This is a genomic window from Capnocytophaga sp. oral taxon 326 str. F0382, assembly GCF_000318295.1.
GTDB lineage: Bacteria > Bacteroidota > Bacteroidia > Flavobacteriales > Flavobacteriaceae > Capnocytophaga > Capnocytophaga periodontitidis.
Genome location: NZ_KB291392.1, coordinates 6,233 through 27,986, shown reverse-complemented (window position 1 = coordinate 27,986; position 21,754 = coordinate 6,233). Strand labels below are relative to the sequence as shown.

Below are 21,754 nucleotides of genomic sequence, written 5' to 3'. Positions count from 1 at the left end.
AAAAGTTTTTTGCACGAAAGTTTGATACCAAGGTAGATGTTGAAATACTAAATAAATTAGATGATGAAAACCATACTAATATTCACAAGAGAATATGCACACCCTAAGCTTTCGGCAGCAGGAGGAACAGGTTCTTTTTACAAAAAATATGTAACTGCTCTTTTAGAAAAGGGTTATAAGGTAATAGTTTTTGGTGATAACAATGTAGATTTAAATGAGCGCCAAGATAATTTACACCTTCATTTTACAAAGAAAAACTACTTTAAAAAGCATTTTGTACAAGAGCTTTTTAGGTCGTTAGGAAAACGACTCAAGATAGCTTCGTTAGAAGCCTATTTCTTAAAAAAAGAAATAAAAAATCTTACACAACAACTTCAAAAGTTTTTACAAAAAGAGGATATTTATCCCGATGTGATAGAAACTCACGATTGGGAGGGAGCTTCTCTATTCTTAGATGAGCTAAAAACTCCCTATGTAGTAAGAGCTCACGGCTGTTATAGAATATTGAAGAAATATTTTGGTTATAAGGCTTCTTTAGGAGTAGAAGTGATAGAAACTGAGGCTTTAAAGAAAGCTTCTCATCTAATTTGTGTTTCTAAAAATTCTCAAAGAATGTACGAAGAAACTTTTGGTAATAAAGGAACAATCATCACCAATGGGGTAACCACCACAGCACAAAACCTTTCTGAAACACTCCCTTTTTCTCTGTTTTTCTTTGGTTCAGTAACTACAAAAAAAGGTTTTGACATAGCTTTAAATGTCTTTAAAAGAATACTTCAAAAATTTCCTACTGCTACCTTGCATATTGTAGGAAAAAATTATGAAAACTACTTGAAGGAAAATAATTTAGGCGAACAGAAAAATGTAATCAACCACGGACATCTACAGGGGGAAGAGCTCAAAATAATCTTACAAGAAGCAGATACATTTATTTTTCCTTCGCAAGGAGAAACTTTTGGACTTGCCCTTTGTGAAGCAATGGAACTAGGTAAAGCTGTAGTAGCTGCTGATATTCCTTCATTTAGAGATATTATAACGCATACTAAAGATGGTTTTATAGCGAAGAAAGAGGATGAATATTATGAATATATAGTAAAACTTTTTCAAGATGATGTGCTAAACAAAACTATAGCTAAAAATGCTCGACAAACTATTCACACACAATACAATTTTGAAAAAACAGTTGAAAATAGCTTGTTATACTATCAAAAAACTATAAATAACTAATGAAAAACTTATTAAAAAATAACTATTTTTTATTACTTTCTGGACTTCCTCTAGTAATAACTTTTTTGTTTTTACAAATTAACATTCCTATATGGAATGAAACTACTCAAAAAGCATTATTTTATAGTGTTTTTCTATACAGCATAGCACTAATACTATGCTGGATATGCTTACATCACGCTTCTTTATTTGAGAGAGGAGAATGGCTCAGAAATATCATCACCATTGTAGGGAGTGGTATTGTATTGTTATGGACATATAAGCACAAAATCACCTTTCGGTTAGATATTTTATTACTTTTCTTATGTGCTTTATATGGAATTGTTCATCGTAATTTTATAAAACCCTCCCTTTCTATCTTATTATTTTTGCTTTTTATACTCATAAAAATCATAGGACTTTTTTGGGCAAAAGACTTTGATTATGGCGTAAAAACATTATTTGAAGGTGAGAACATTATCTTTTCTTTGCTTATTCCTATTGTTCTATTAGGCTTCTCGGTTAGTAAAAAGCAGCAAGAGAGTTTTATAACTATTTGTTTTAAAGGATTTTTACTTTTGTTAGTAGCTAATCTAATCTTTTATTCTTTTGCTATTAGTCCTGATAAGAATCAACACTTTTTTAACTTTATAACTTTAAACAAAGCTTATTTTCCTTATTATGAAATACTATTTTGGTCTAAGTTCAAGCATTTTAGTTTTATTTCGTGGATTATTTTAGCAATAGGAGGATTAGGAGGATTATTATGGAGAAAAGATAAGAAGTTGATTAGCACTCCAGAACTCATAACTTATGGCATATTAGTTTTTTGTTTTGCATTGATGGTACAAGCGCGAATAGTTATTATTAGTTGGTTTATAGTAGTAGCTTTCTTTGTGTATCTTTTTATAGAGAAATATCTCAGTAAAGTTGTGAAATACAGTCTGTTTATTTTTGTAGGACTTACAACAATTATAGGGGTATGGTATTTAGTTGCTCACACATCCTACTTTTTTGATTCTGGTCGCAATGAAATGTATGGTAGAGTTTTTAAAGCAATTCAAGAAGCTAATTTATGGATAGGTAATGGCTCTGGTTACCAACGATATATAATGGATGGTTTTTTGGGTTATGTGCACAATGATTTTGCAGCAATTATAATAGACACTGGACTTGTAGGGCTGGGGGTTTTCATAGGATGGTTGATAACTATTATTTTCTCTAAAGATATTCTCAAGCAGTATTTGTTATTAGTATTCTTGCCCATTATGAATACAGATGTACTTTTTCACGCTTTTGAATGTGGTTACCTACTAGTTCCCTTAATGATTTTTATACTATTAGCTCCTCGCTTTAAGTATTGGCAGGGTTAACTCAATACACATTCTACCCAATTTTCAAAGCTGTACTTTTCTTTAATATTTTTAACTAAAGGTACATATTCATTTTCTAGAAACTCGGTAAGCCCCTCAAAATTATCGTTTTCAAACACATAAAAGTTATTAGGGTGATAGAAATCATATTGTTTCACACTGGGGTTATCGGTAATGAGTTTTTTCTCGTATTTGATAGCTTCGAATATTCTGAACGAGAGTCCGCTGTGTTCTATAGTTTTTATATCTAATAATATAGCGGCTTTTTTAGTGAAGTTTAAGTATTGGGTGTAACTTATTCCTTTAGAGAAAAATGTGATAAAAGGGTGATGAAGAGGGTCTTTACCTCTGTTGAACAGATTTATATTAAGACTTAGTTGTGAATATTCACTCAATTTATTTACTATTTTCAACAAAGAATCTATGCGGTTTTGTATATATACCCCTACATACATTACTTCATTTTTATTTACAAGAGTTTTTTCTTCGGAGGTATCAAAATAGAAATTTGTACAAAGCAATAAGTTAGGGTACTGATACTTATAACGGTTGTAATCTTCGGGGTCAAATACAAAGAAACGTTTGAAAAGAGGAATTACTTTAAAAACCTTAGGGAAGCGAGCAAGACCATCCCATTGATAAGCTATTACTTTGTTAGCCACAGAGTGCAAGCGGGATATAGTTGTAGCATTTAGTTTGTCGGGGCGTATTACAATAGCATAATCCACACTACCTTCAGCAAAAGAGCTAAGAGTATTAGATACTTCGATGTTGTAGTAGATATCAATGAGTTGTTTTTTATAGGCTCGATTTTTAAAAAGGCTCTTTTGCATAAAGTTTAAGAGTCGGTCTTTAAATTTGTATCGGAAAGTAGGAGCAAGCACAGAAACTTGACTAAAGCTCATTTTTTTCAAATGGTCTTCGAGCATTTTGTAAACCCCAAAATCAGGAGGCATTACCAAGATGATTTTTTTGTTGCTGAAATTCATAGATTTTTGCTAAACAAGAGAATTTATATTGTGCTTTGAGTACTGCAAAAATAAAGCCGCGTTTACCGTCTAAACAGCCTTTTTTAATAAAATAGTATTTTATAAACCAAAATAGAGGTGAAAACAGTAGTTTTATCCATCCTATTTTTTTGCCTTTGCGCCGCTCGGCTACTTGGCTACTATAGTTGTTGTTCTTACTTAAAATGGTTGCTACCGAATCGTTTGCTAAATGTTCTGAAGCTAAATCCTTACGGCTTTTGGGCAATTTGATTATCTTTCCTTTTACTTTTACTGTTGAGTGTATTTCTTCTGGCCAATAGGCTCCTTCTTTTCTAAAAAATCGCAGTTTGAAATCGGGGAAGGCGGAGCGCATATATTTATTGATAAAATAGTTTTTAAATGCGATATAAACACCTCCTAAATTAGGGTCTTTAGTGATTTTGTAGAGTTCTTCTCTCAGTTTTTCGGGTATTGTTTCATCGGCATCAATGACTAATATCCACTCGTTTTGGGCTTGTGCAATAGCAAAGTTACGTGCGGGCTCTACATAAGGATAACGCTCACAATACACTATCTTACAGCCGTATTGTTTGGCTATTGCTATAGTACTATCAGTGCTATGCATATCACACACTACAACCTCATCAAAATGCTTGGCTGTTTCAAGTACGGTTGCTAAATGCTTTTCGGCATTATAAGTGTTGATAACTACAGAAATCTTCATATAAAATCTATTTATTAATTACCCTTGCATTCCAAATAATAAGTTTTTAAACAATATTATAAGTGAAAGTTGTGGGAGGGCGCCTATGAGCCAGCTGATGATGAGTTTCCAGAGAGGTTGCCCTGAGAGATAGGCTTGTGCTGAAAGGATGGCTCCACTGAGAAAGATGAATAGTGCGACAATATAGGTCATATCTATTTCAAAGATAACTCCCAGCAATATGCTGAAAACGGTGAGCGCTCCTACCCCCATTACAAACATATTGCCTACAAATTTTAAATAGTGCATCAGCAGGATGACAAAGGTGCTGATGAGCAAATTCATTATATAGAAATACAAAATGGGATAATGATCCATAGGGGTTACCTTGAAGGCAGTGAGTAACAGCATTGCTATATAGCCATAACGCAACCACTTCTGTTTTTCAAGGGGCACCTCAAAAGGATCGTCGAGCCAATTTAGCACAAAGAGCATCAGGTATACAAGGGTGGGTAGGGCTACAGTGATGAGCAGTAGCAACAACCAAGTGTATTTTACGATTTCTATAGTGGGTGAAAAGGGTATTTGAAACAACACCAACATCGCCCCATAGATAGGAAACCATATAGGGTGAGCGAAAAATGTGATGATGTAACTGAAATAGCGCATTGTTATCAGTTTTTTCTATTCTTCTTCAACTACCGTACTATCAGCTGCGGCTTTTTCTTCTTCTGTTGGCTCTTTAAAATATTCTTCTAATTCTTTAGAGCTCATAAACGGACTTGCTTTGGTTTTGAATACTGCCCATTCTTTTTGGAAGAACTCGGTGTCCAAAGGAGCAATGAGTTGTAAGAGGTCTCCATAGCGGTCGATAGCGTATTGTATGCGGGCAACGCTGAGGTTGAGTTCCTCGGCATCTAAGTGGGTATAGTAGTTCAGTTCTTCTTGGTATTTAGCGAAAATCTGTTGTGCGAGTTTGCGGGCAGTTTCGCGTTGTCCTACTTTGAAATAGCCTTGTACAAAGGGGTCGAGGGTGAAATAGTAGCCATACGCCTCTACTGGCATATTTTTCATAGCGATATCGAGCATCTCTTTGGCTTGGGTGTTTTTGCCTTCGGTGATGAGCTTCTCGGTAAGGCGAGCGATATTGCCGCGGAAGATGATGCTGTTCTTGCGCGTTTCGGGGTCTAAATAGATATTTGGTTTGCCCATATTGCCCCACGTCCATTTTTTCACGATGTTGCACATCAAATCGGTATCGATGCGCCCCATATCGTAAGGGTGATTTTTATCGATTTCGGTTTTGATAGGCACGAGTTTGTACACTAATCCATCGAGTTGCAAATAGTCTTTCATCCAGATGTACTCGGTGGCATCCATACTACCTCCGGTGAAATAGATAGGGCGTTTCCAATCGTTGTTTGCTAAGATGTCCAGCATCACAATGCGCGCCTTGTCGATAGCATTAGGCAGGGTAATATCGATATAATCTACTATTTTATCGGCATCTTCAGGTTTTACGATACCGCTTTTCAGTACGTTTTCTTTGTTTACAGGTATGCGTATTTTGTTAGTAGGATAGTAGTAGAAAGTTTGCTTGTACTCACCTTCACCGCGTGTTTCTTGCGTATTAGGGTCGTCGCTGGTAATCCAATTCACAAAATCTTTGATATTCCAACGGTTTTCGGTACGTTTGCGGAAGTAAATGCCCTCGCGTACGCCGTAAGCGTAGTTTTTATGCTCTATTTGTGCAGGGATAGGGCTACTGTTGTACGCCTGACGCTTCATTTGGTCGATATACCAATCGGTTTGCAACAAACTTGTGTTGATAACGCGTACATCGGTGCGATAATGTTCGATTTCTTGAGCATACCACAAAAGGAAGGTATCGTTATCACCAATGGTGAAAATCATTGCATCTTTATCTTTGGCTACCGATTCTAAGTAAGCATTCCCAATAAATTCAGCCGAATATTTTTGAGAGCGGTCGTGGTCGTCCCAGTTTTCGTAAGCCATTAGCACAGGTACAGATATTAGCGAAAGGACAACGGTTGCAGGAGCTAATATATTGGGGGTGATGTATTTTTTCAGCCAATCGAAAAGGGCATACACGCCCATTCCTATCCATATTGCAAAGGCATAGAATGAACCTACCAAGGAGTAATCACGTTCGCGAGGCTCGAACGGACGCTCGTTCAGATAGATTTTCAATGCCAAACCAGTGAAGAGGAAAAGTACCATAATCACCCACGTTTGTCGTTCACTTTTGATAGTCATAAACAGCAAGCCTAAAATTCCTAAAAGGAAAGGCAAAAAGTAATAAGTATTGCGTGCTTTGTTGTTTAACACATCGGAAGGGAGGTTCTTTTGAGAGCCGAGATGTGCATTGTCGATAACTGAAATTCCTGAAAGCCAATTGCCGTGGTCGTTTTCTAATTTTCCTTGCACATCGTCTTGTCTACCAATGAAGTTCCACGCCAAATAGCGGAAATACATATAGCCAAACTGATAGCTAAAGAGGTAGTTCATATTCTGCCAAAAAGTAGGTTTTTGCACTTCTACTTCATCGCGGAATTGCATTAGGAACTGGTCGTAACGCTCTGGAGGCATTGCGCGTACCGCCATTTGTTGTTGGATACTTTGCAAGAGCTGGTAGGCTTGAGGGTCGGCATAAGCTTCTTCAGTAATTTTGAAAGGCGGATTGCCGGTGAGCTTCATATAGTTAGCTGCGTGTTGGGCGCTCCACATACGAGGCAAGAAGCCCATTTGCGCTCTATTAGAGGCAGTTTGAGCGTTCTTGTAGTTGTTTACAATCACGTATTTGCCTAATTTATAGTCGCGTTCGTATTTAGGTTTAGCATCTTCATAAGGATGTTCGGGGTCGATACCTGCGTACTTATCGGTGTACATAGGTCCGTAGAAAAGATGCGTTTCGGGATATTGTTCGAGGTTGTAGTACGCCAAGAGCAAGCGCGCATCGGTAGGGCTATTCTCGTTGATTACTGTATTGGCATTTGCGCGAATAGGAATCATCAACCAAGATGAAAAGCCTATAAATATAAATAACAAACACAAGATGCCTGTTTGTAAGCGCACTTTGTTTTTCTTGTAAGCGTAGTTTAAAGAGAAGTAGAAGAAAGCAATAACTGAGAGCCCCGCGATAATAGTCCCTGAGTTGAACGGCATTCCAAAGCTATTGACGAAAAAGACTTCTAAATAACCGAAATACGCCAATGTGTAGGGCAATATCAGTTTGAAGATAAGCAATAGTATAGCGATAGAAATTACATTGGCGAGGATGAAATTCACTGCGGTTTTCTTGTAGTTGCTGTTGAAGAAATACAACATTCCGATAGCAGGAATGGTGAGAAGTGCCATAAAGTGCACCCCAAAGGAAAGTCCTACCAGTAACGAGATAAGCAATAACCAGCGGTCACCACGAGGTTCGTGCAGACTATCCGTCCACTTGATGCCCAACCAAAACATTACCGATATAAAAAGCATTGCCATTCCGTATACTTCGGTTTCTACAGCGTTGAACCAGAAGCTATCGGAAAAAGTATAAGCCAAAGCACCTACCACGCCACTGCCCATTACTACAATGGTTTGAGATTGGCTAAGGGTTGTGGCTTCGCGCAGAGCAATTTTTTTAGTGAGATTAACGATGATAAAGTACAAGAACAACACTGTGAAAGCACTCGATAGCACCGACATATAGTTCACCATTAGAGCTATTTTGTCGCTATTAGGAGCAAAAGCAGCGATGAAAGCACCCATCATCTGGAAGAAAGGGGCTCCAGGGGGGTGACCTACTTCTAATCTTGCCGATGTAGCGATATACTCACCACAATCCCAAAAACTTACTGTAGGTTCTACGGTAAGGCTATAGGTAACTAAAGCAATAGCAAATACCAGCCAACCAGCGATGAGGTTGTATCTTGAAAAATCTTTATCCGTCATTGTAATAAAATTAGATTTTTTATTATTGAGGGCAAAAGTACGAATAATTTGTCAATTAGCAAGTGTTAGGCGGTAGGAATTAGGAGATTACCCATTCCATATTTTTACAATACCGATCAAGGTTTGAATTAACTTATTGATTAATAAATCATCCTTCCTCTCACATCCTTTGCTTTCGTGGATTTCCTTCAAAAGGTGAGATGCGACACAAAAGTAACAACATTCTGTTAATCAGAGATTATTGTTTTCAACTCTTGATTCATATTAATAATTTTGTGTGAGTGAAAGGTTCTTCTCCATTACATCCTTAGGGAAGGGAACGATGTACATAGGAGAGTTAGGGCGCAAGGTATAAGTGCGTTGGGGTACAGTGGTATTCACCAAAGGAAAGGTGCGTTGTAAGGTTTTAGCATAAGCAGGTTCGGTGTTCAATCGCTTTAAATCGAAAAAGCGATTAAAGCCCATAGCGAGCTCTCGGCGGCGCTCATTGATGATAAGTTTTACGGTCTCCTCGGTAGTAGCAGGGGTTGCAAGGGTCGCACCACTGCCTTTCACGCGCTTGCTACGGAGGGTATTTACGGTTTGCATCGCCTCGTTGAGGTCGCCCAAACGCGCTTGACATTCAGCCATAGTAAGGTACATTTCACCTGTTTTCATTCCTACGGTAGGGTAGAAGAATTTGGTAGAGAGCATATCCCAGTTGGCAGTGCCTGACCCCCTATCGTTATAACGATGGTTCTTATTGAAGAAGAGCTTGAAGCGCATATCGTTTGTCGCATCAAAAAGGTTGCAAAACTCAGGACTCACAGGGTAGATGTACCAGATATTCATCTCGGTATGTCCGTTCATATAGGCTAAGTTGAGCACTTCGGGGTTTTTATCTACCGTGATAGGGGTAGGGTGCGCCTCATAAGCTACCATATCTATCAGTTGGTTGTTGTACGACAGACTCTTTTGGGCTGCTGCTAATGCCTGCTGGTATTCTCTTCGGAAGAGGTGTACTCGAGCTTTCAAGGCATAGCCAAAAGCCAAGGAAGGGTGATATATATTCACAGGATGTTCTTGCAAAAGAGGCAAGGCTGCCTCGATATCTTCCTGAATAAAGTCGTACACTTCTTTTACGGTAGCTTTGGTGGGATGAGCTTCTAAGTCAAATTCGCGCATTAGGCACACCCCGCCATCGGTAGCGGCGGTAGCAGGGTTGTAGCCTTTGGCATAGACATTTACTAACATAAAGTAGTCAAAGGCTCTTAGCAAGCGGGCTTCTGCTTTGGCACGTGCTTTTAGTGAACCATCGCCTTTAGCATAATCAACGGTGGAGATAATCATATTCCATCTGCCAATGTAGCTGTATACGTTGTTATAAAAGGGAGAGGATTCGATGTAATCGGCGCGGGGAGCAGTCTCGTCGTAATAGAAGTTGATACTATTCTTATCAGGAGCTTTCCCGACAATAGAGCTCTCTTTTACCCAATTGTCGTCTACTAAAGTGCGGAAGTCGAAAGGAGGGTAATTTTTAGTGGGGAGTACTACCAAATCGTAGTATTCCTCAGCAGTGTTGATAATCTTTTCACCTTTAGGGGTGAGGTCGGTATATTTTTCGCAAGCGGTGAAAAACAGTGCGCTGAATATTATTGTGGTTATGATTCTTTTCATTGTAAAATTATTAAGGTATAAAAACTGCCTACCGTGCTACGGTTGCTACGATTAAAAGCTAAATGATAAGCCAAAGAGGGCAGTGGTTGCAGTAGGCAAGGTGCGTGTTCCAGTGTTGAGATTATAGGCTTCGGGGTCGATGTCGTTACCAGCAGCACACCAAGTGAGCAGGTTGTTGAGCTGAGCGGTAACTTTGGCATTTTGCAAGCGCAATTTCTCACAAATATCTTTAGGGATATAGCAAGCAAATACCACATTACGCCATTTGAGGTAATCGGCATTTACCACGTGGTTATCACCGAGTTGCCAAAGAGTGTTCACCGTGTTGGCAGTGCGTCTCAAAGTCGCTGGATAGTCAAACGACATACGGGGCATATCAGTAGGATGGGTCGCTGTCCAACGCTGGTTGATATCGCGGTGCGTTTCGTTTTCTTGATTGATAGAATAGGTGTCTTTGCGAAGTTTATGTCCGCCAGCGTATACAAACATTGTGGAGAGTTCAAAAACTTTGTAGCGCAGTTGTAAGTTGAGTGCCCCGTTGAAGGTAGGATTCATTGTGCCTAATTTCACAAGAGCATCTTCATTTTTGATATCTTTGATAGTAGGTACGCCATTGGCATCAAAAGTAGTATTAGGATTGCCATTTTCGTCTAAATAAATAGGGTAACCATTGACGGTTTCCTTGTATCGGTAAGCGTATAGCGAGTTGAAATCATCACCTTCGCGATAGTAATACAATGGGTTACGAGCGTATTCCACAGCATTAGTAGGCTTACTGCTCACTTTTTCAATGGTATTTTTGTTGTAGGCAAAGGTAGTTCCTACGCTAAGTTGCAAATCGTCAGCTAATTTGCGAGTAGCGTTCAAACTCACTTCTATTCCTTTGTTTAGCAAAGCTCCGTTGTTGATAAGTCGGCGTTGAGCCCCTACGGTAGGGTCGAGTTCGGTGAGTACCAAAAGGTCAGAACTATAACGGCGGTAGAGGTCGATACTTCCTGAAAGCCAATGCCACATCCCGAAATCAATACCTATATTAGCAGTTTCAGTCTTTTCCCAACGCAATTTAGGGTTTGGCAAATCGGTATCGTTGAACTGTAAATATTGTTGAGAAGGGTAAGCGCCTCGCACATCGGTGAGCAAACGTCCGCGCAAGAAAGGAGTGGTAGTTTGGTCTACATTTCCGCTGATACCATACGTGAGGCGTAATTTTAGCAAATTGATATCATTCATATTGAAGAAGTTTTCGCGATGTATATTCCAGCTCCCGCCTACCGACCATAGCGGACGGTATTTGTATTTAGGGTCTGCGCCAAACATATCGGCTTGGTCTATGCGTACACTCGCTGTAAGGTTGTATTTCTGGCGATATGAATAACCAAAATTGCTGTAGAAAGAAATGAAGCGGTGTTTGGTTTCGCTCTGCTGATTGCGGTTTAGCGAGAGCGATTGCCTGCCATATAGATAAGAAGTTACCCCAGGGTTGAAGAGCTCTTTCCAGTTGAGGGTAGGAAAAGAAAGCGTTTGCTCGTCGTAGCCGTAATGCGCTTCTAAAATATTGCGCGGAGTATAGTGCTGACGCATTTCAAAACCTACCAAAGCCGTTACATTGTGCACCTCAGTAAAAGTGCGGTTGAAATCTAACTGCTGACGAAAAGTATAGTGCTGGTTTTGTCTTTTTTGTTGTTCGTAATAACCGCCTTCGGGTAGTTCGGAAGAGAATTTTTGAGTATTAGCATCTTGTTTTACTAATTGGTTATGGCGTAAACGCATATAATAAGTGTCTTTACCTAAGAAAGTTTCGCTGTCGGAAGTGTTCAGTTCGTACTGAAAATAACTTTGATATTGCAGCCCTTTGAGGATAGACACTTGCAGATTTACAAACGGGCGCAAGTTGAGAGCGTGTTGCTTTTGGTGTTCTTGAGCGATTGATTCCAATAAATTGAAGCTATACGAGCGGAAAGCATCGTTGCCTGCAATCTGTTCTAAGATATAGCCGTTGATAGGGGCTACTAAGTTAAAACCCGCATACGGATTTGTACCTAATAACGAAGTGTAGCGCGGTTGCCCCAGTGGATTGGTATAGGCGTTGCGCATTGGTTCGGCTACAGCATCAATAGCGGTATACCTGCCGTTTACCCCTATAGTACTTTTTAGCCAAGAGGTGAGCTGATAAGTATTTTTTAAATAGAGGTTGAGCGCGCGAGTTTTTTCGGTAACGATGCGCTCATCGGTGTCTTCATATTGCAAGGAAGCGTAGTTCTGACTGCGGTTATTGCCACTTTCTACACTTATGTTGTAACGCTTGCTAACGATAGGCTGCCATACATAACGCTTGAAGTCACGAAGGTAATCGCGATTGCGCCACTCGTTGAGGGTGCTATTCACTTGTTGTGCATTGAGTTTTCCTTGGGCTTGGTCGCGATAGAGCTGAAAGAGAGGTGAGTAGTATCGCACGGTTTGCCTTCCGCCAATAGTTCCGTAAGATTCAAAGAGGGTATTTACATTGCCATTGCTATCGGCTAATTTGCTTTGGTAGAAAGCTGTTTCGAGATCGATGAGTTCGGAAGTAGAAGCGTAGTGCATACGGTCTACATTGGGTTTAAAGGTATAAGAAAGGTCGGTGTGTACATTGATGCGCAAACCGTTATGCAATCCTTTTTTGGTAACGATTACAATCACGCCATTGGCAGCGCGTACCCCGTAGATAGCCGTAGCAGCAGCGTCTTTTAGTACTGTTACTGATTCAATATCTTGTGGGTTGATTTCTTCTAACGGGATATCAGTAGGGATATTGTCTATCACAACGAGAGGTGTATACCCCACATTGCCCGAGAAAGTGCCTACACCGCGCAAAATAGGAACTTCCTTACCCGTAGAAGGGTCTTTTGTGAAGCGCAAACCTGCAACTTGCCCTTCTATGACATCTTTGAGAGTAGCATTGATTTGCCGATTGATTTGCGAAGGTTTGATTTCGGTATACGCCGAAGTGGTTTGCGACTTTCGAAGATTTTGATAGCCTGTAGCCACTACATCAACCGATGACAGTTGAATGATACTGTCCTTAGGAGTAACGGGCGTCTGCCCCATTGCTACACAACAAGGCAAGAGTGCGCACACGATTAGATATTTTTTCATAAATATTAGTTATTAGTGGGTTAGTAGTAAAAAGTTAAGAGTTAAAGGTTTTTAGAAGCGGCAAAAGTAGTAAATAGAAGTGAAGTGTACAAATTATTTTGAAGAAAACTAAATAAAAAACTTTGTCGAAATCTTAACACTGGTTGTGCTATAGATTTTGACAAAGTTTATGAGGTGAAAATGTTTTTCTTAAATTTAACGAGAGTTGTGAATAACTAAAGCTCCTTGCTCTTCATAATAAGGGAATTTATCATCACTTGAAATGAGTATCAAATTTTCTGTAATGGAATGAGCAATAATAGCAAGGTCGTTAGGGTCATTATGATTAGGTACAAAAACAAGACGAGCCGTTGCAAAGGCATGTCGTTCTTCAAAAGGAAGAATTTCTACCATATCAATAGTTTTTAAGATGTGTTTTATGAATTTATCTCCTGTGTTTAATAACTCATAATTAATGTTTTTAAACTTTTTCTTTCTATATAATTGAGCTATTTCTAATAATGAAATAGTACTTACATAGAAATTGTTTTCATCATCTAATAAAATTTGTTTAACATTATCTCGAATTTCATTATTTCGACCTTCAAATAAGATAATGATAATGTTGGTGTCTAAAAGGTAGTTCATAGTTTTTCTTCTTGTAATAGTCTTGTCATCATATTAGAGCCATAGATAAGGTCTCTATCTTCTTCAGCAATTGTAAAAAGAGGTTTTTTTTGGAGCTCTAATGCTACTTCCCAAAGGGTTTTCTTCTTTTTTTTAGGAGGAATTGAGCTTTTGGTTACATTGTTTGTAGCTCTTCTTTTTCTGGTGGTTGTTTTTGGTTTTTCTAAAATAGTTGTACTCATAAGTAAATATTATAAATGGTTAAATACTTCAGCAAAGTGTTTTTATTTTTTTCAGTTATAACTTCTTAATTGTTAATTAAGGTAAAGTAGCTCCTACGGCGATGTCGCAACGGTGTCCTGGTTGTCCGTGAGGAGGATTGGGTTTACCTGAAAAGCCAGGTTCGGTAGTACCTGTGTGTTGTTGTGCTTGTTGAGGGTCGATTACAATTTGCTGTTGGGTTACTTGTTGTTGAGGGGCAGCAGGTTGTGCAACAGGTTTGCTATTGAGGGGTGCGCCTACAGGTATATCGCAACGGTGTCCTGGTTGTCCGTGAGGGGGGTTGAGTTTTTCGCCCTTAGGTCCTACATAACTTTGCTGGGTTTGAGGTTGTTGTACTTGTACTACTTGTTGAGGCATACCACCTGAAACTACAGGCATCGCTTCTCCTTGTGATACAGGGTGTGCTTGAGATTGTGCTTGGGCAACTACATTGCCATCGTTGGGCAGTGGAGCACCTACAGCTATATCACAACGGTGTCCTGGCTGTCCGTGAGGAGGATTAAGTGTTACTCCAGTAGGGGTAGAAGGCAAAGTAGCTTGCGTAGTGTTGTTGTTCATTTGTTCAAAAGGATTGCCTTCTTTTGATTTATCGCGTTGTGCTTCAGCTAATTCAGTGTTAGCAAGAGCATCATCGGCAACGAGTATTTCTTGAGGAGTGTTTTGGCAAGCAGTGAGTGCAAGCCCTGAAAGAGATATTGTTATAAAGCGTGTATTCATTTTATGGAAAGTTTTTAGATTGCAAAAGTAAGAATAATTTGTTAATTATCAATTGTTAATTGTCAATTATTTTGTATCTTTGCCGTCTGTAACAATACTTTACAAAGTATGAACTTCAAAGAATTTTTTAAAAAATCAGGAAAACAACTTGCTTGGCAACTGCTTTTTGCCACAATAGCAGTGGTGTTATTGGTGTGGATATCACTCAAATTTTTACAACTCTACACCGCTCACGGTAAGTTTGTGGTAGTGCCCGATCTTACTAACAAAAGCCTTACCGAAGTGCAAATCCTCCTCGAAGAACAAGATTTGCGTTGCGAGGTAATCGATTCTACCGAGTATAATCCTGAATATCCACCCTTAGCAGTGATTAGTCAGAGTCCCGAGCCTAATGAGCGAGTGAAGTACAATCGCAAAATATATCTCACGCTCAATCCTAAAGGCTATCACAAAGTAACTGTTCCTAAGGTGATACAAGTAACACGCCGGAATGCGGAGGCTACCCTGCAATCGGTAGGGCTTACCATTGGGCAGGTAACTTATGTAGATAATATCGGTAAGGATATGGTGCTTGAGATGCAATACAATGGCAAGCCAGTGCAACCAGGTGATAAGTTAGTAAAGACTTCACGCATCGATCTAATTTGCGGTAATGGCTTTGAAACACGTGATACAATTCCCGACGAAATACCGATAGAGGAGCTGATGGGGGATTAGCATTTTGCCTAAGTTTTAATCCTTAACTACAACAAATTAATCCAAAACAATCTCTAAAAATTCTATGACTTTGTACGAAGAAGATTTAGTAGACGATTTAGAACCAGACGACGAGGAAGCTCCCGAACTCTACGAACATTATTCATTTACAGCAGGCAAGGGGCAAGAACCTTTGCGTGTGGATAAGTTTTTGATGAATTTTGTAGAAAATGCAACTCGCAACAAGGTACAACAAGCAGCTAAACAGGGGAATATCTTCGTAAATGGCGAACCAGTGAAAGCCAATCACCGTGTGAAAGCTAACGATGTGGTAAAAGTTCTCCTCTCTCACCCTCCACACGAGGATTTGTTAGTGCCCGAGAATATCCCTTTAAATATTGTATATGAAGATGAAGCCTTGCTTGTGGTGAATAAACCTGCGGGTATGGTAGTACACCCAGGGCACGGCAACTATAGCGGAACGCTCATCAATGCATTAGTGTATCACTTTGAGCATTTGCCTAACAACAGCAGCAATCGCCCAGGGCTGGTGCATCGCATTGATAAAGATACTAGCGGACTATTGGTAATCGCCAAAACTGAAGAGGCTATGTTGCACCTCACACAACAGTTTTTTCACAAAACTACTCAGCGTGAGTATATCGCCTTGGTATGGGGCAATATAGAAGAAGATGAAGGAACCGTGCGAGGGCATATAGGGCGACACTTGAAAGATCGTTTGCAAATGGATGTTTTCCCCGATGGTTCTCACGGCAAAGAGGCAGTAACACATTACAAAGTATTAGAGCGTTTTGGCTATGTAACCCTTGTGTCCTGCCGGTTAGAAACAGGGCGCACTCACCAAATAAGGGTACATTTAAAACATATAGGACATACCCTTTTCAACGACGAGCGTTATGGTGGCAATAAAATACTGAAAGGCACTACCTTTGCTAAATATAAACAATTTGTAGAGAATTGTTTTACCGTATTACCCCGGCAAGCCCTACACGCCAAAACATTAGGTTTTGAGCATCCTGTAACCCACGAATTTTTGAGTTTTGATAGTGAACTCCCCGATGATATGCAGACGTGTATCGAGAAATGGCGTTCCTACAAACTAACTTCTAACCTCTAACCCCCTAATATGGCTTGGATATATCTTGTGTTAGCAGGATTTTTTGAAGTTCTTTTTGTGTTTAGTATGGGTAAAGCACGTGAGACTGTTGGCAGACAGAGTTTCTTGTGGTATGCACTTTTTGTGATTGCATTTTTACTGAGTATGTGGTTGATGATGAAAGCCACCAAAACCCTCCCGTTAGGTACGGCTTATGCTGTATGGACAGGTATAGGAGCAGTAGGCTCTGTAGTGGTAGGAATGCTCTTTTTCAAAGAACCTATAACTCTCTGGCGAGTAGTGTTTCTGGTTACCCTTATCAGCTCCATTATCGGACTGAAACTGACAAATTAGCCATTGTTAATTGTTAATTGATTTTATGATATTACACTCTCAAATTATAGGAGAAGGAACTCCCTTTGTGATTTTACACGGATTTTTAGGAATGTCCGATAATTGGCGTTCCTTAGCTCTTAGATATGCCGAAGCAGGTTTTCAACTGCATTTAGTAGACCAACGCAATCACGGGCGCAGCTTCCACAGCGATGATTTTAGCTATCCGCTAATGGTACAAGATTTACTACAATATGCTGAAGCTCATCAGTTGGAGGCTTTTCATTTAATGGGACACTCTATGGGGGGCAAAACAGCAATGCTCTTTGCTACTGAATATCCCGAAAAGGTACTCTCACTCATCGTCGCCGATATGGCACCTAAATATTTTCCACCTCATCACGAACAAATATTACGAGGATTAGCATCTCTTAATTTTAACAAAATTACCTCGCGTGTAGAGGCTGATAAAGCACTTGCTGCTTATGTGAGTGATATAGGCACCCGTCAGTTCTTACTTAAAAATCTCTATTGGGAAACCCCAGGGCATTTAGGTTTACGCCTGAATCTTCCGGCGCTTATTGCCAACGAGAGTGAGATAGGTGCTGAACTGCCTGATAGCAATATGTACAATGGTAAAACGCTTTTTATCAAAGGCGAGTATCCTGAATATGTAATGCCTGAAGACGAAACACTTATATATACTCATTTTCCTCACGCTATTATAGAGACCGTGAGCAAAGCAGGACATTGGTTACACGCCCAAAATCCTAATGAATTTTACGATAAAACGATACATTTTCTATGCAATTCCTAAAGTTTTTTATAAGCCTGATGATTTCGGCAACGCTTATATTTTTGTTGTGTGTGTTGAATGTAGGAGCTACTATTGAGGGTTATCTCACAGCGGTACTTGCTGCCTTTGTACTCTCTTGCCTGAACGGCTATGTGCGTCCGTTGTTAGAGTACATACTGATGCCTGTTGCCGAACTCACTTTTGGACTTACAATGTTTCTGAACAATACCCTAATGGTACTCCTTGCTTCCCTAATTGTAGGAGGTTTTAAAGTATATGGTTTTTTGGGAGCTTTGCTGTTTAGCACTTGTTTATCACTTGCACAAACCATTACAATCACTCCTTTTGAACAAGCAATGGCAAATAAAAAGAGAGAAAATAAAAACTTTTAGTAAAACACTGAGAAAGGGAAATATCATTGTAGTAGGCAAAAGGTAGAAGATGTGTTTTGCAATTAAAAGAAACAACAATCTAAAAAGGAAAGGCTGTCCTTAAAAGTTTAATTTAAACTTTTTGGGCAGCCTTTTTTTAAGAGAAAAACTTATTAACTTTTTGCTTATTCACTTTTCTTTTTCAAGTTTTCTACAACTTGAGCTGAGGCGGTGAAAGACGTAATCATATTGTTGAGCATTTCGTTACCTGCTTCGGGAGAGTTAGGCAACAAAATGAGGTTGCTTTTGGTTTGCTGACCGACAGCTTGTAGTGTGTCATAATGTTGTGTAACAACAATAAGTGCAGAGGCTTCTTGTGAGCTAACCCCTACTTTTTGGAGTACATCAACGCTTTCTACCAATCCGCGTGCTATTTCGCGGCGCTGGTCGGCGATACCTTGACCTTGGAGGCGTTTGCTTTCGGCTTCAGCTTTAGCTTTTTCGACGATGAGGATACGTTGTGCATCACCTTCGTATTGAGCGGCTACTTTTTCACGTTCGGCGGCGTTGATGCGGTTCATCGCTGCTTTTACTTGGGCATCGGGGTCAATATCGGTAACCAAGGTTTTGATGATGTCGTAACCGTAAGTTTCCATAGACTCTTGAACTTCGCGTTTTACAGCGATAGCGATGTCGTCTTTCTTAACGAATACATCGTCTAATTTCATTTTAGGTACTTCGGCACGAACTACATCGAACACATAGCTGGTAATCTGGTCGTGAGGGTATTCGAGTTTGTAGATGGCATCGTACACCTTTTCTTTGATAACGACAAATTGTACCGACACTTTGATTTTTACGAATACATCGTCTAAAGTTTTGGTTTCTACAATCACATCAAGCTGCTGGATTTTAAGGCTGATGCGTGCCGCTACTTTATCGATGATAGGTATTTTCATTTGTAAACCCGAATGGCGAATGCTTTCGAATTTACCAAAACGCTCTATTGATACCGCTGTTTGTTGGCGTACGGTGAAGAAGGTAGAGAGCAAAAAAATCAATCCAAAAAAGATGATAATGTAAAAAAAGTAAGGCATAATAAATAAAATATTTTAGGTTGTTATACGGCACAAAGATACGAATTAATTAGCAAATTAGCAAATTAGTAGATTAGCAAATTTGTTATTTTTTAATTGAAGTGTACCATTCTTCACCTGTAAGGTCATATATTTTTTGGATTTTGTAGAGGAACTCTTCAAAATCGAGATTGAGGTCTATGAGATTACCCGATTTTATATCAAACACCCAACCGTGCACAGCAGGGAATTTATTTTTTAGGTAACTTTCCTGTACGACAGCCATTTTGGTTACGTTGAAGCATTGTTCTTCGACGTTGAGTTCTACCAATCGGCGGTAACGCTGGTCGATATCGGTAATGGCATCGAGTTCAGCGTGATGTAAGCGATATACATCGCGGATGGTTCGCAACCAAGGGTTTAGCAAGCCGTAGTCCTTGGCTTGCATAGCCGCTTTTACGCCTCCGCAATCGTAGTGTCCACACACGACGATATGTTTTACTTGCAGGTGTTCTACAGCGTATTGAATGACAGCAGTAGAGCTCATATCGAGAGTGTTTACCACATTGGCGATATTGCGGTGTACGAACACTTTGCCAGGACCGACACCCATTAGTTCTTCGGTGGCTACACGGCTATCGGAACAACCGATGTAGAGATAATCGGGAGTTTGGTCTTCAGCGAGTTTTTCAAAGAAATAGGGGTCGCCTTCTTTGCGGCGTTTTACCCATTCGCGGTTGTTTTCGAATATTTTTTTGTATGTAGGCATAAATTAGGTGACAGGTTGTAAAGGTAAGAATAATTTGTTAATTAGTTAATTTGGCAATGAGAAATTTAGCATAAATCTCTTGCGATGAGGCGTGACATTCCTTCTTTTTTAGCGGCTTCATCTCCCCGTAGACCGTGGAGGTATACTCCTAAACAGGCCGCTTTTATAGCACTATAGCCCTGAGCGAGCAAGCTGGTGAGCATACCGGTGAGCACATCGCCACTGCCTGCTGTTGCCATTCCGGCATTGCCGGTGCTATTCACCCAATAATGCTCGCCATTGGTAATCATTGTGTAAGCTCCTTTGATAAGGAGGAGTACTTTGTGCTCTTTGGCAAAATCTTTAGCTTTGGCAAGTTTGTGCAAGTCGTCGTCCCATTTGCCTATCAGGCGTTCTAACTCTTTAGGATGGGGGGTGAGGATTGTATTTTTGGGCAACAAAGTTACTTTTTCGGGGTGTTGAGAGAGAATGTTCAGCGCATCGGCATCGAGGACAAAAGGCGTATCGGGGTATTGTTGCAACAGACTAAACAGCGCGTTAGCCGTATCGGGGTGAGTGCCCCAACCCACGCCTACACCTATAGCCGAGGGTGCAAAAGGAATTTTCATAGCCCTGTAATGCTTAGCCTCGTCGCAGGTGAGCACCATTGCCTCGGGTAAGGCAGTTTGTAACACTGTATAGCCACATTCGGGGATAGCTACAGTGAGTAGCCCTACACCTGTGCGCAATGCAGCTGTACCACTGAGCACTACTGCGCCCATCTTGCCATAACTACCACCTATAAGCAAAGCGTGACCATAAGTACCTTTGTGTGAGAATTTTGTACGTTGGTGTTGCAATTGCAGTATATCGGGTTCGAGGTAGTAGTAATCGGGTTGCAGGGTGTTTAGGAAGTGGGTATCTAAGCCTATATCAAGCACTTCCCAATGAGGGATATACTTTCCTGTGGAAGGTAGCAAGAAGGGGAGTTTAGGGGTTTGGAAGGTGAGCAGCTGGTGAGGGTGTACCCAAATGTCCTCGGGTGAAGGAATGCGGTCGGTAGGGAGCCCTGAGGGCATATCTACACTTATGATATAGCTATTGGAATCGTTGAGTTTTTGGAATAGCTGTTGCAGCCAAATAGGGACTGGGCGGGAGAGCCCAATGCCAAAAACAGCATCGATTACCACCTTTTCAAAGCAGATTTGAGAGGCTTGTTCGGCTTGTATTTCGGTTATGGTAATACCTTGTTCTTCTAAGAGTGTTTTGTTCTGCTGGCAATCGGGGGAGAGGTGGTCGCTAAAGCGCAATAAATAAGTAGTTACGTGCCAACCATCGGCAGAGAGCATACGCGCTAAGGCAAGTCCGTCGCCACCGTTGTTACCTGTGCCGGCTAATACAGTAAAAGTTTCCTTTTTAGAGCAGTGTTGTTTTATCCAATCGAAAAGTTTTGTAGCAGCGCGTTCCATCAGTTGCCAAGAGGAGATATTTTGGGCAGTGAGGGTTTGGGCATCGGCATCACGGAGTTGTTGAGAGCTAAGGATTTTCATTTTTAGGTAAGAGGTGTTTTTATTGTCGGTTTTTTTGTTGAGAGGAAAGACTCTGAAGTATCAGAATTTCTCTGGTAATTAATATGAGTTGGTTGTGAATAATTGTCTAATAATTAATTAGTTGACTTTGTCAAAGTCCTTAGACTTTGACAAAGTTTGCACTTCTTCATCAGTCATTTCTGGAAGTATTCCGGTAAGGCTATCTAAAAGGGCATCAATATTAGTATGTTCCATCCGTTCTTGCCATTCTTCATCTTGAATGTAAAGAGCTTTTAGGTGATTTTCCATATAAGTAGAAAGGTTCATACCTATTTCGGTAGCGTAGTGTTGTGCTTTTTCCAAAACTACAGGATCTATGATTAAGGTGTTCATAAGTTTGCTTTTTTAGTTTTAGACTACAAAAGTAAGAAATGGGGCTGTCCTAAAAGTTTTTCTTGAGG

The 21,754-nt window shown here is 40.0% G+C and carries 20 protein-coding genes; 7 read left to right on the top strand and 13 right to left on the bottom strand.

What is annotated here, in order from left to right; genetic code table 11:
* The first annotated feature begins 63 nt into the window (after positions 1-63).
* Positions 64-1,227 carry a glycosyltransferase family 4 protein gene (locus HMPREF9073_RS04655; RefSeq protein ID WP_088592958.1) on the top strand — a complete coding sequence of 388 codons (1,164 nt, stop codon included), beginning with the start codon at positions 64-66 and terminating at the stop codon, positions 1,225-1,227.
* A complete protein-coding gene (locus HMPREF9073_RS04650; protein ID WP_009750709.1) occupies positions 1,227-2,579 on the top strand; it encodes a hypothetical protein in 1,353 nt (450 codons plus the stop codon). The genes HMPREF9073_RS04655 and HMPREF9073_RS04650 overlap by 1 nt, the downstream gene beginning before the upstream one ends.
* Here the strand turns inward: HMPREF9073_RS04650 and HMPREF9073_RS04645 are convergent.
* From HMPREF9073_RS04645 to HMPREF9073_RS04605, 9 genes are all read right to left on the bottom strand, one after another.
* Entirely contained in the window at positions 2,576-3,568 is a 993-nt protein-coding gene (locus HMPREF9073_RS04645) for a hypothetical protein (protein ID WP_034555394.1), read from the bottom strand. The two genes, HMPREF9073_RS04650 and HMPREF9073_RS04645, sit on opposite strands and share 4 nt — an antisense overlap.
* On the bottom strand, positions 3,525-4,292 hold the full coding sequence (locus tag HMPREF9073_RS04640; RefSeq protein ID WP_009750707.1) for a glycosyltransferase family 2 protein: 768 nt from the start codon (positions 4,290-4,292) through the stop codon (positions 3,525-3,527). Before HMPREF9073_RS04640 ends, HMPREF9073_RS04645 begins: the two co-directional genes overlap by 44 nt.
* 18 nt (positions 4,293-4,310) lie before the next feature.
* A complete protein-coding gene (locus tag HMPREF9073_RS04635) occupies positions 4,311-4,940 on the bottom strand; it encodes a hypothetical protein (protein WP_009750706.1) in 630 nt (209 codons plus the stop codon).
* A 15-nt stretch (positions 4,941-4,955) separates the two neighbouring features.
* Positions 4,956-8,231, bottom strand: a complete 3,276-nt coding sequence (locus HMPREF9073_RS04630; RefSeq protein ID WP_009750705.1) for a DUF2723 domain-containing protein — start codon at positions 8,229-8,231, stop codon at positions 4,956-4,958.
* A gap of 264 nt (positions 8,232-8,495) precedes the next feature.
* The gene (locus HMPREF9073_RS04625) at positions 8,496-9,887 is read right to left on the bottom strand and encodes a RagB/SusD family nutrient uptake outer membrane protein (RefSeq protein WP_009750704.1); all 1,392 of its coding nucleotides are present in this window, start codon (positions 9,885-9,887) and stop codon (positions 8,496-8,498) included.
* Positions 9,888-9,938: 51 nt separating this feature from the next.
* A complete protein-coding gene (locus HMPREF9073_RS04620; protein ID WP_369699432.1) occupies positions 9,939-12,974 on the bottom strand; it encodes a SusC/RagA family TonB-linked outer membrane protein in 3,036 nt (1,011 codons plus the stop codon).
* Positions 12,975-13,217: 243 nt separating this feature from the next.
* The gene (locus tag HMPREF9073_RS04615) at positions 13,218-13,649 is read right to left on the bottom strand and encodes a type II toxin-antitoxin system VapC family toxin (protein ID WP_009750701.1); all 432 of its coding nucleotides are present in this window, start codon (positions 13,647-13,649) and stop codon (positions 13,218-13,220) included.
* A complete protein-coding gene (locus HMPREF9073_RS04610) occupies positions 13,646-13,870 on the bottom strand; it encodes a hypothetical protein (RefSeq protein ID WP_009750700.1) in 225 nt (74 codons plus the stop codon). Before HMPREF9073_RS04610 ends, HMPREF9073_RS04615 begins: the two co-directional genes overlap by 4 nt.
* 76 nt (positions 13,871-13,946) lie before the next feature.
* Positions 13,947-14,627 carry a hypothetical protein gene (locus HMPREF9073_RS04605; protein WP_009750699.1) on the bottom strand — a complete coding sequence of 227 codons (681 nt, stop codon included), beginning with the start codon at positions 14,625-14,627 and terminating at the stop codon, positions 13,947-13,949.
* 108 nt (positions 14,628-14,735) lie between these two features.
* Here HMPREF9073_RS04605 and HMPREF9073_RS04600 point away from each other — a divergent pair, with 108 nt between their 5' ends.
* The 5 genes from HMPREF9073_RS04600 (at position 14,736) to HMPREF9073_RS04580 (ending at position 17,961) form a co-directional block, all read left to right on the top strand.
* The gene (locus tag HMPREF9073_RS04600; RefSeq protein ID WP_009750698.1) at positions 14,736-15,344 is read left to right on the top strand and encodes a PASTA domain-containing protein; all 609 of its coding nucleotides are present in this window, start codon (positions 14,736-14,738) and stop codon (positions 15,342-15,344) included.
* A 64-nt stretch (positions 15,345-15,408) separates the two neighbouring features.
* The gene (locus tag HMPREF9073_RS04595) at positions 15,409-16,461 is read left to right on the top strand and encodes an RluA family pseudouridine synthase (RefSeq protein WP_009750697.1); all 1,053 of its coding nucleotides are present in this window, start codon (positions 15,409-15,411) and stop codon (positions 16,459-16,461) included.
* Between the two features lie 9 nt (positions 16,462-16,470).
* On the top strand, positions 16,471-16,794 hold the full coding sequence (locus HMPREF9073_RS04590) for a multidrug efflux SMR transporter (protein ID WP_009750696.1): 324 nt from the start codon (positions 16,471-16,473) through the stop codon (positions 16,792-16,794).
* Between the two features lie 28 nt (positions 16,795-16,822).
* Positions 16,823-17,590 (top strand): alpha/beta fold hydrolase, encoded by a 768-nt coding sequence (locus tag HMPREF9073_RS04585; RefSeq protein WP_198005888.1) that lies wholly within the window; start codon positions 16,823-16,825, stop codon positions 17,588-17,590.
* Positions 17,578-17,961, top strand: a complete 384-nt coding sequence (locus tag HMPREF9073_RS04580) for a phage holin family protein (protein WP_009750694.1) — start codon at positions 17,578-17,580, stop codon at positions 17,959-17,961. The genes HMPREF9073_RS04585 and HMPREF9073_RS04580 overlap by 13 nt, the downstream gene beginning before the upstream one ends.
* 164 nt (positions 17,962-18,125) lie before the next feature.
* On the opposite strand, the gene HMPREF9073_RS04575 is transcribed toward HMPREF9073_RS04580, so the two are convergent.
* The 4 genes from HMPREF9073_RS04575 to HMPREF9073_RS04560 form a co-directional block, all read right to left on the bottom strand.
* On the bottom strand, positions 18,126-19,037 hold the full coding sequence (locus HMPREF9073_RS04575; protein ID WP_009412841.1) for an SPFH domain-containing protein: 912 nt from the start codon (positions 19,035-19,037) through the stop codon (positions 18,126-18,128).
* A gap of 85 nt (positions 19,038-19,122) precedes the next feature.
* Complete coding sequence (locus HMPREF9073_RS04570) at positions 19,123-19,785, bottom strand: carbonic anhydrase (RefSeq protein ID WP_009412840.1); 663 nt, start codon at positions 19,783-19,785, stop codon at positions 19,123-19,125.
* Positions 19,786-19,850: 65 nt separating this feature from the next.
* Positions 19,851-21,314 (bottom strand): bifunctional ADP-dependent NAD(P)H-hydrate dehydratase/NAD(P)H-hydrate epimerase, encoded by a 1,464-nt coding sequence (locus HMPREF9073_RS04565; protein ID WP_009412839.1) that lies wholly within the window; start codon positions 21,312-21,314, stop codon positions 19,851-19,853.
* Positions 21,315-21,431: 117 nt separating this feature from the next.
* Complete coding sequence (locus tag HMPREF9073_RS04560; RefSeq protein WP_009412838.1) at positions 21,432-21,686, bottom strand: DUF6364 family protein; 255 nt, start codon at positions 21,684-21,686, stop codon at positions 21,432-21,434.
* Positions 21,687-21,754: the final 68 nt, after the last annotated feature.

Bases quoted from the DNA above. Each gene is read 5' to 3' on its own strand.
- HMPREF9073_RS04655 (WP_088592958.1), top strand. From the start codon at position 64: ATGAAAACCATACTAATATTCACAAGAGAATATGCACACCCTAAGCTT.
- HMPREF9073_RS04605 (WP_009750699.1), bottom strand. From the start codon at position 14,627: ATGAATACACGCTTTATAACAATATCTCTTTCAGGGCTTGCACTCACT.
- HMPREF9073_RS04620 (WP_369699432.1), bottom strand. From the start codon at position 12,974: ATGGGGCAGACGCCCGTTACTCCTAAGGACAGTATCATTCAACTGTCA.
- HMPREF9073_RS04560 (WP_009412838.1), bottom strand. From the start codon at position 21,686: ATGAACACCTTAATCATAGATCCTGTAGTTTTGGAAAAAGCACAACAC.
- HMPREF9073_RS04600 (WP_009750698.1), top strand. From the start codon at position 14,736: ATGAACTTCAAAGAATTTTTTAAAAAATCAGGAAAACAACTTGCTTGG.
- HMPREF9073_RS04640 (WP_009750707.1), bottom strand. From the start codon at position 4,292: ATGAAGATTTCTGTAGTTATCAACACTTATAATGCCGAAAAGCATTTA.
- HMPREF9073_RS04645 (WP_034555394.1), bottom strand. From the start codon at position 3,568: ATGAATTTCAGCAACAAAAAAATCATCTTGGTAATGCCTCCTGATTTT.
- HMPREF9073_RS04590 (WP_009750696.1), top strand. From the start codon at position 16,471: ATGGCTTGGATATATCTTGTGTTAGCAGGATTTTTTGAAGTTCTTTTT.
- HMPREF9073_RS04580 (WP_009750694.1), top strand. From the start codon at position 17,578: ATGCAATTCCTAAAGTTTTTTATAAGCCTGATGATTTCGGCAACGCTT.
- HMPREF9073_RS04615 (WP_009750701.1), bottom strand. From the start codon at position 13,649: ATGAACTACCTTTTAGACACCAACATTATCATTATCTTATTTGAAGGT.
- HMPREF9073_RS04570 (WP_009412840.1), bottom strand. From the start codon at position 19,785: ATGCCTACATACAAAAAAATATTCGAAAACAACCGCGAATGGGTAAAA.
- HMPREF9073_RS04565 (WP_009412839.1), bottom strand. From the start codon at position 21,314: ATGAAAATCCTTAGCTCTCAACAACTCCGTGATGCCGATGCCCAAACC.
- HMPREF9073_RS04595 (WP_009750697.1), top strand. From the start codon at position 15,409: ATGACTTTGTACGAAGAAGATTTAGTAGACGATTTAGAACCAGACGAC.
- HMPREF9073_RS04625 (WP_009750704.1), bottom strand. From the start codon at position 9,887: ATGAAAAGAATCATAACCACAATAATATTCAGCGCACTGTTTTTCACC.
- HMPREF9073_RS04635 (WP_009750706.1), bottom strand. From the start codon at position 4,940: ATGCGCTATTTCAGTTACATCATCACATTTTTCGCTCACCCTATATGG.
- HMPREF9073_RS04610 (WP_009750700.1), bottom strand. From the start codon at position 13,870: ATGAGTACAACTATTTTAGAAAAACCAAAAACAACCACCAGAAAAAGA.
- HMPREF9073_RS04575 (WP_009412841.1), bottom strand. From the start codon at position 19,037: ATGCCTTACTTTTTTTACATTATCATCTTTTTTGGATTGATTTTTTTG.
- HMPREF9073_RS04650 (WP_009750709.1), top strand. From the start codon at position 1,227: ATGAAAAACTTATTAAAAAATAACTATTTTTTATTACTTTCTGGACTT.
- HMPREF9073_RS04630 (WP_009750705.1), bottom strand. From the start codon at position 8,231: ATGACGGATAAAGATTTTTCAAGATACAACCTCATCGCTGGTTGGCTG.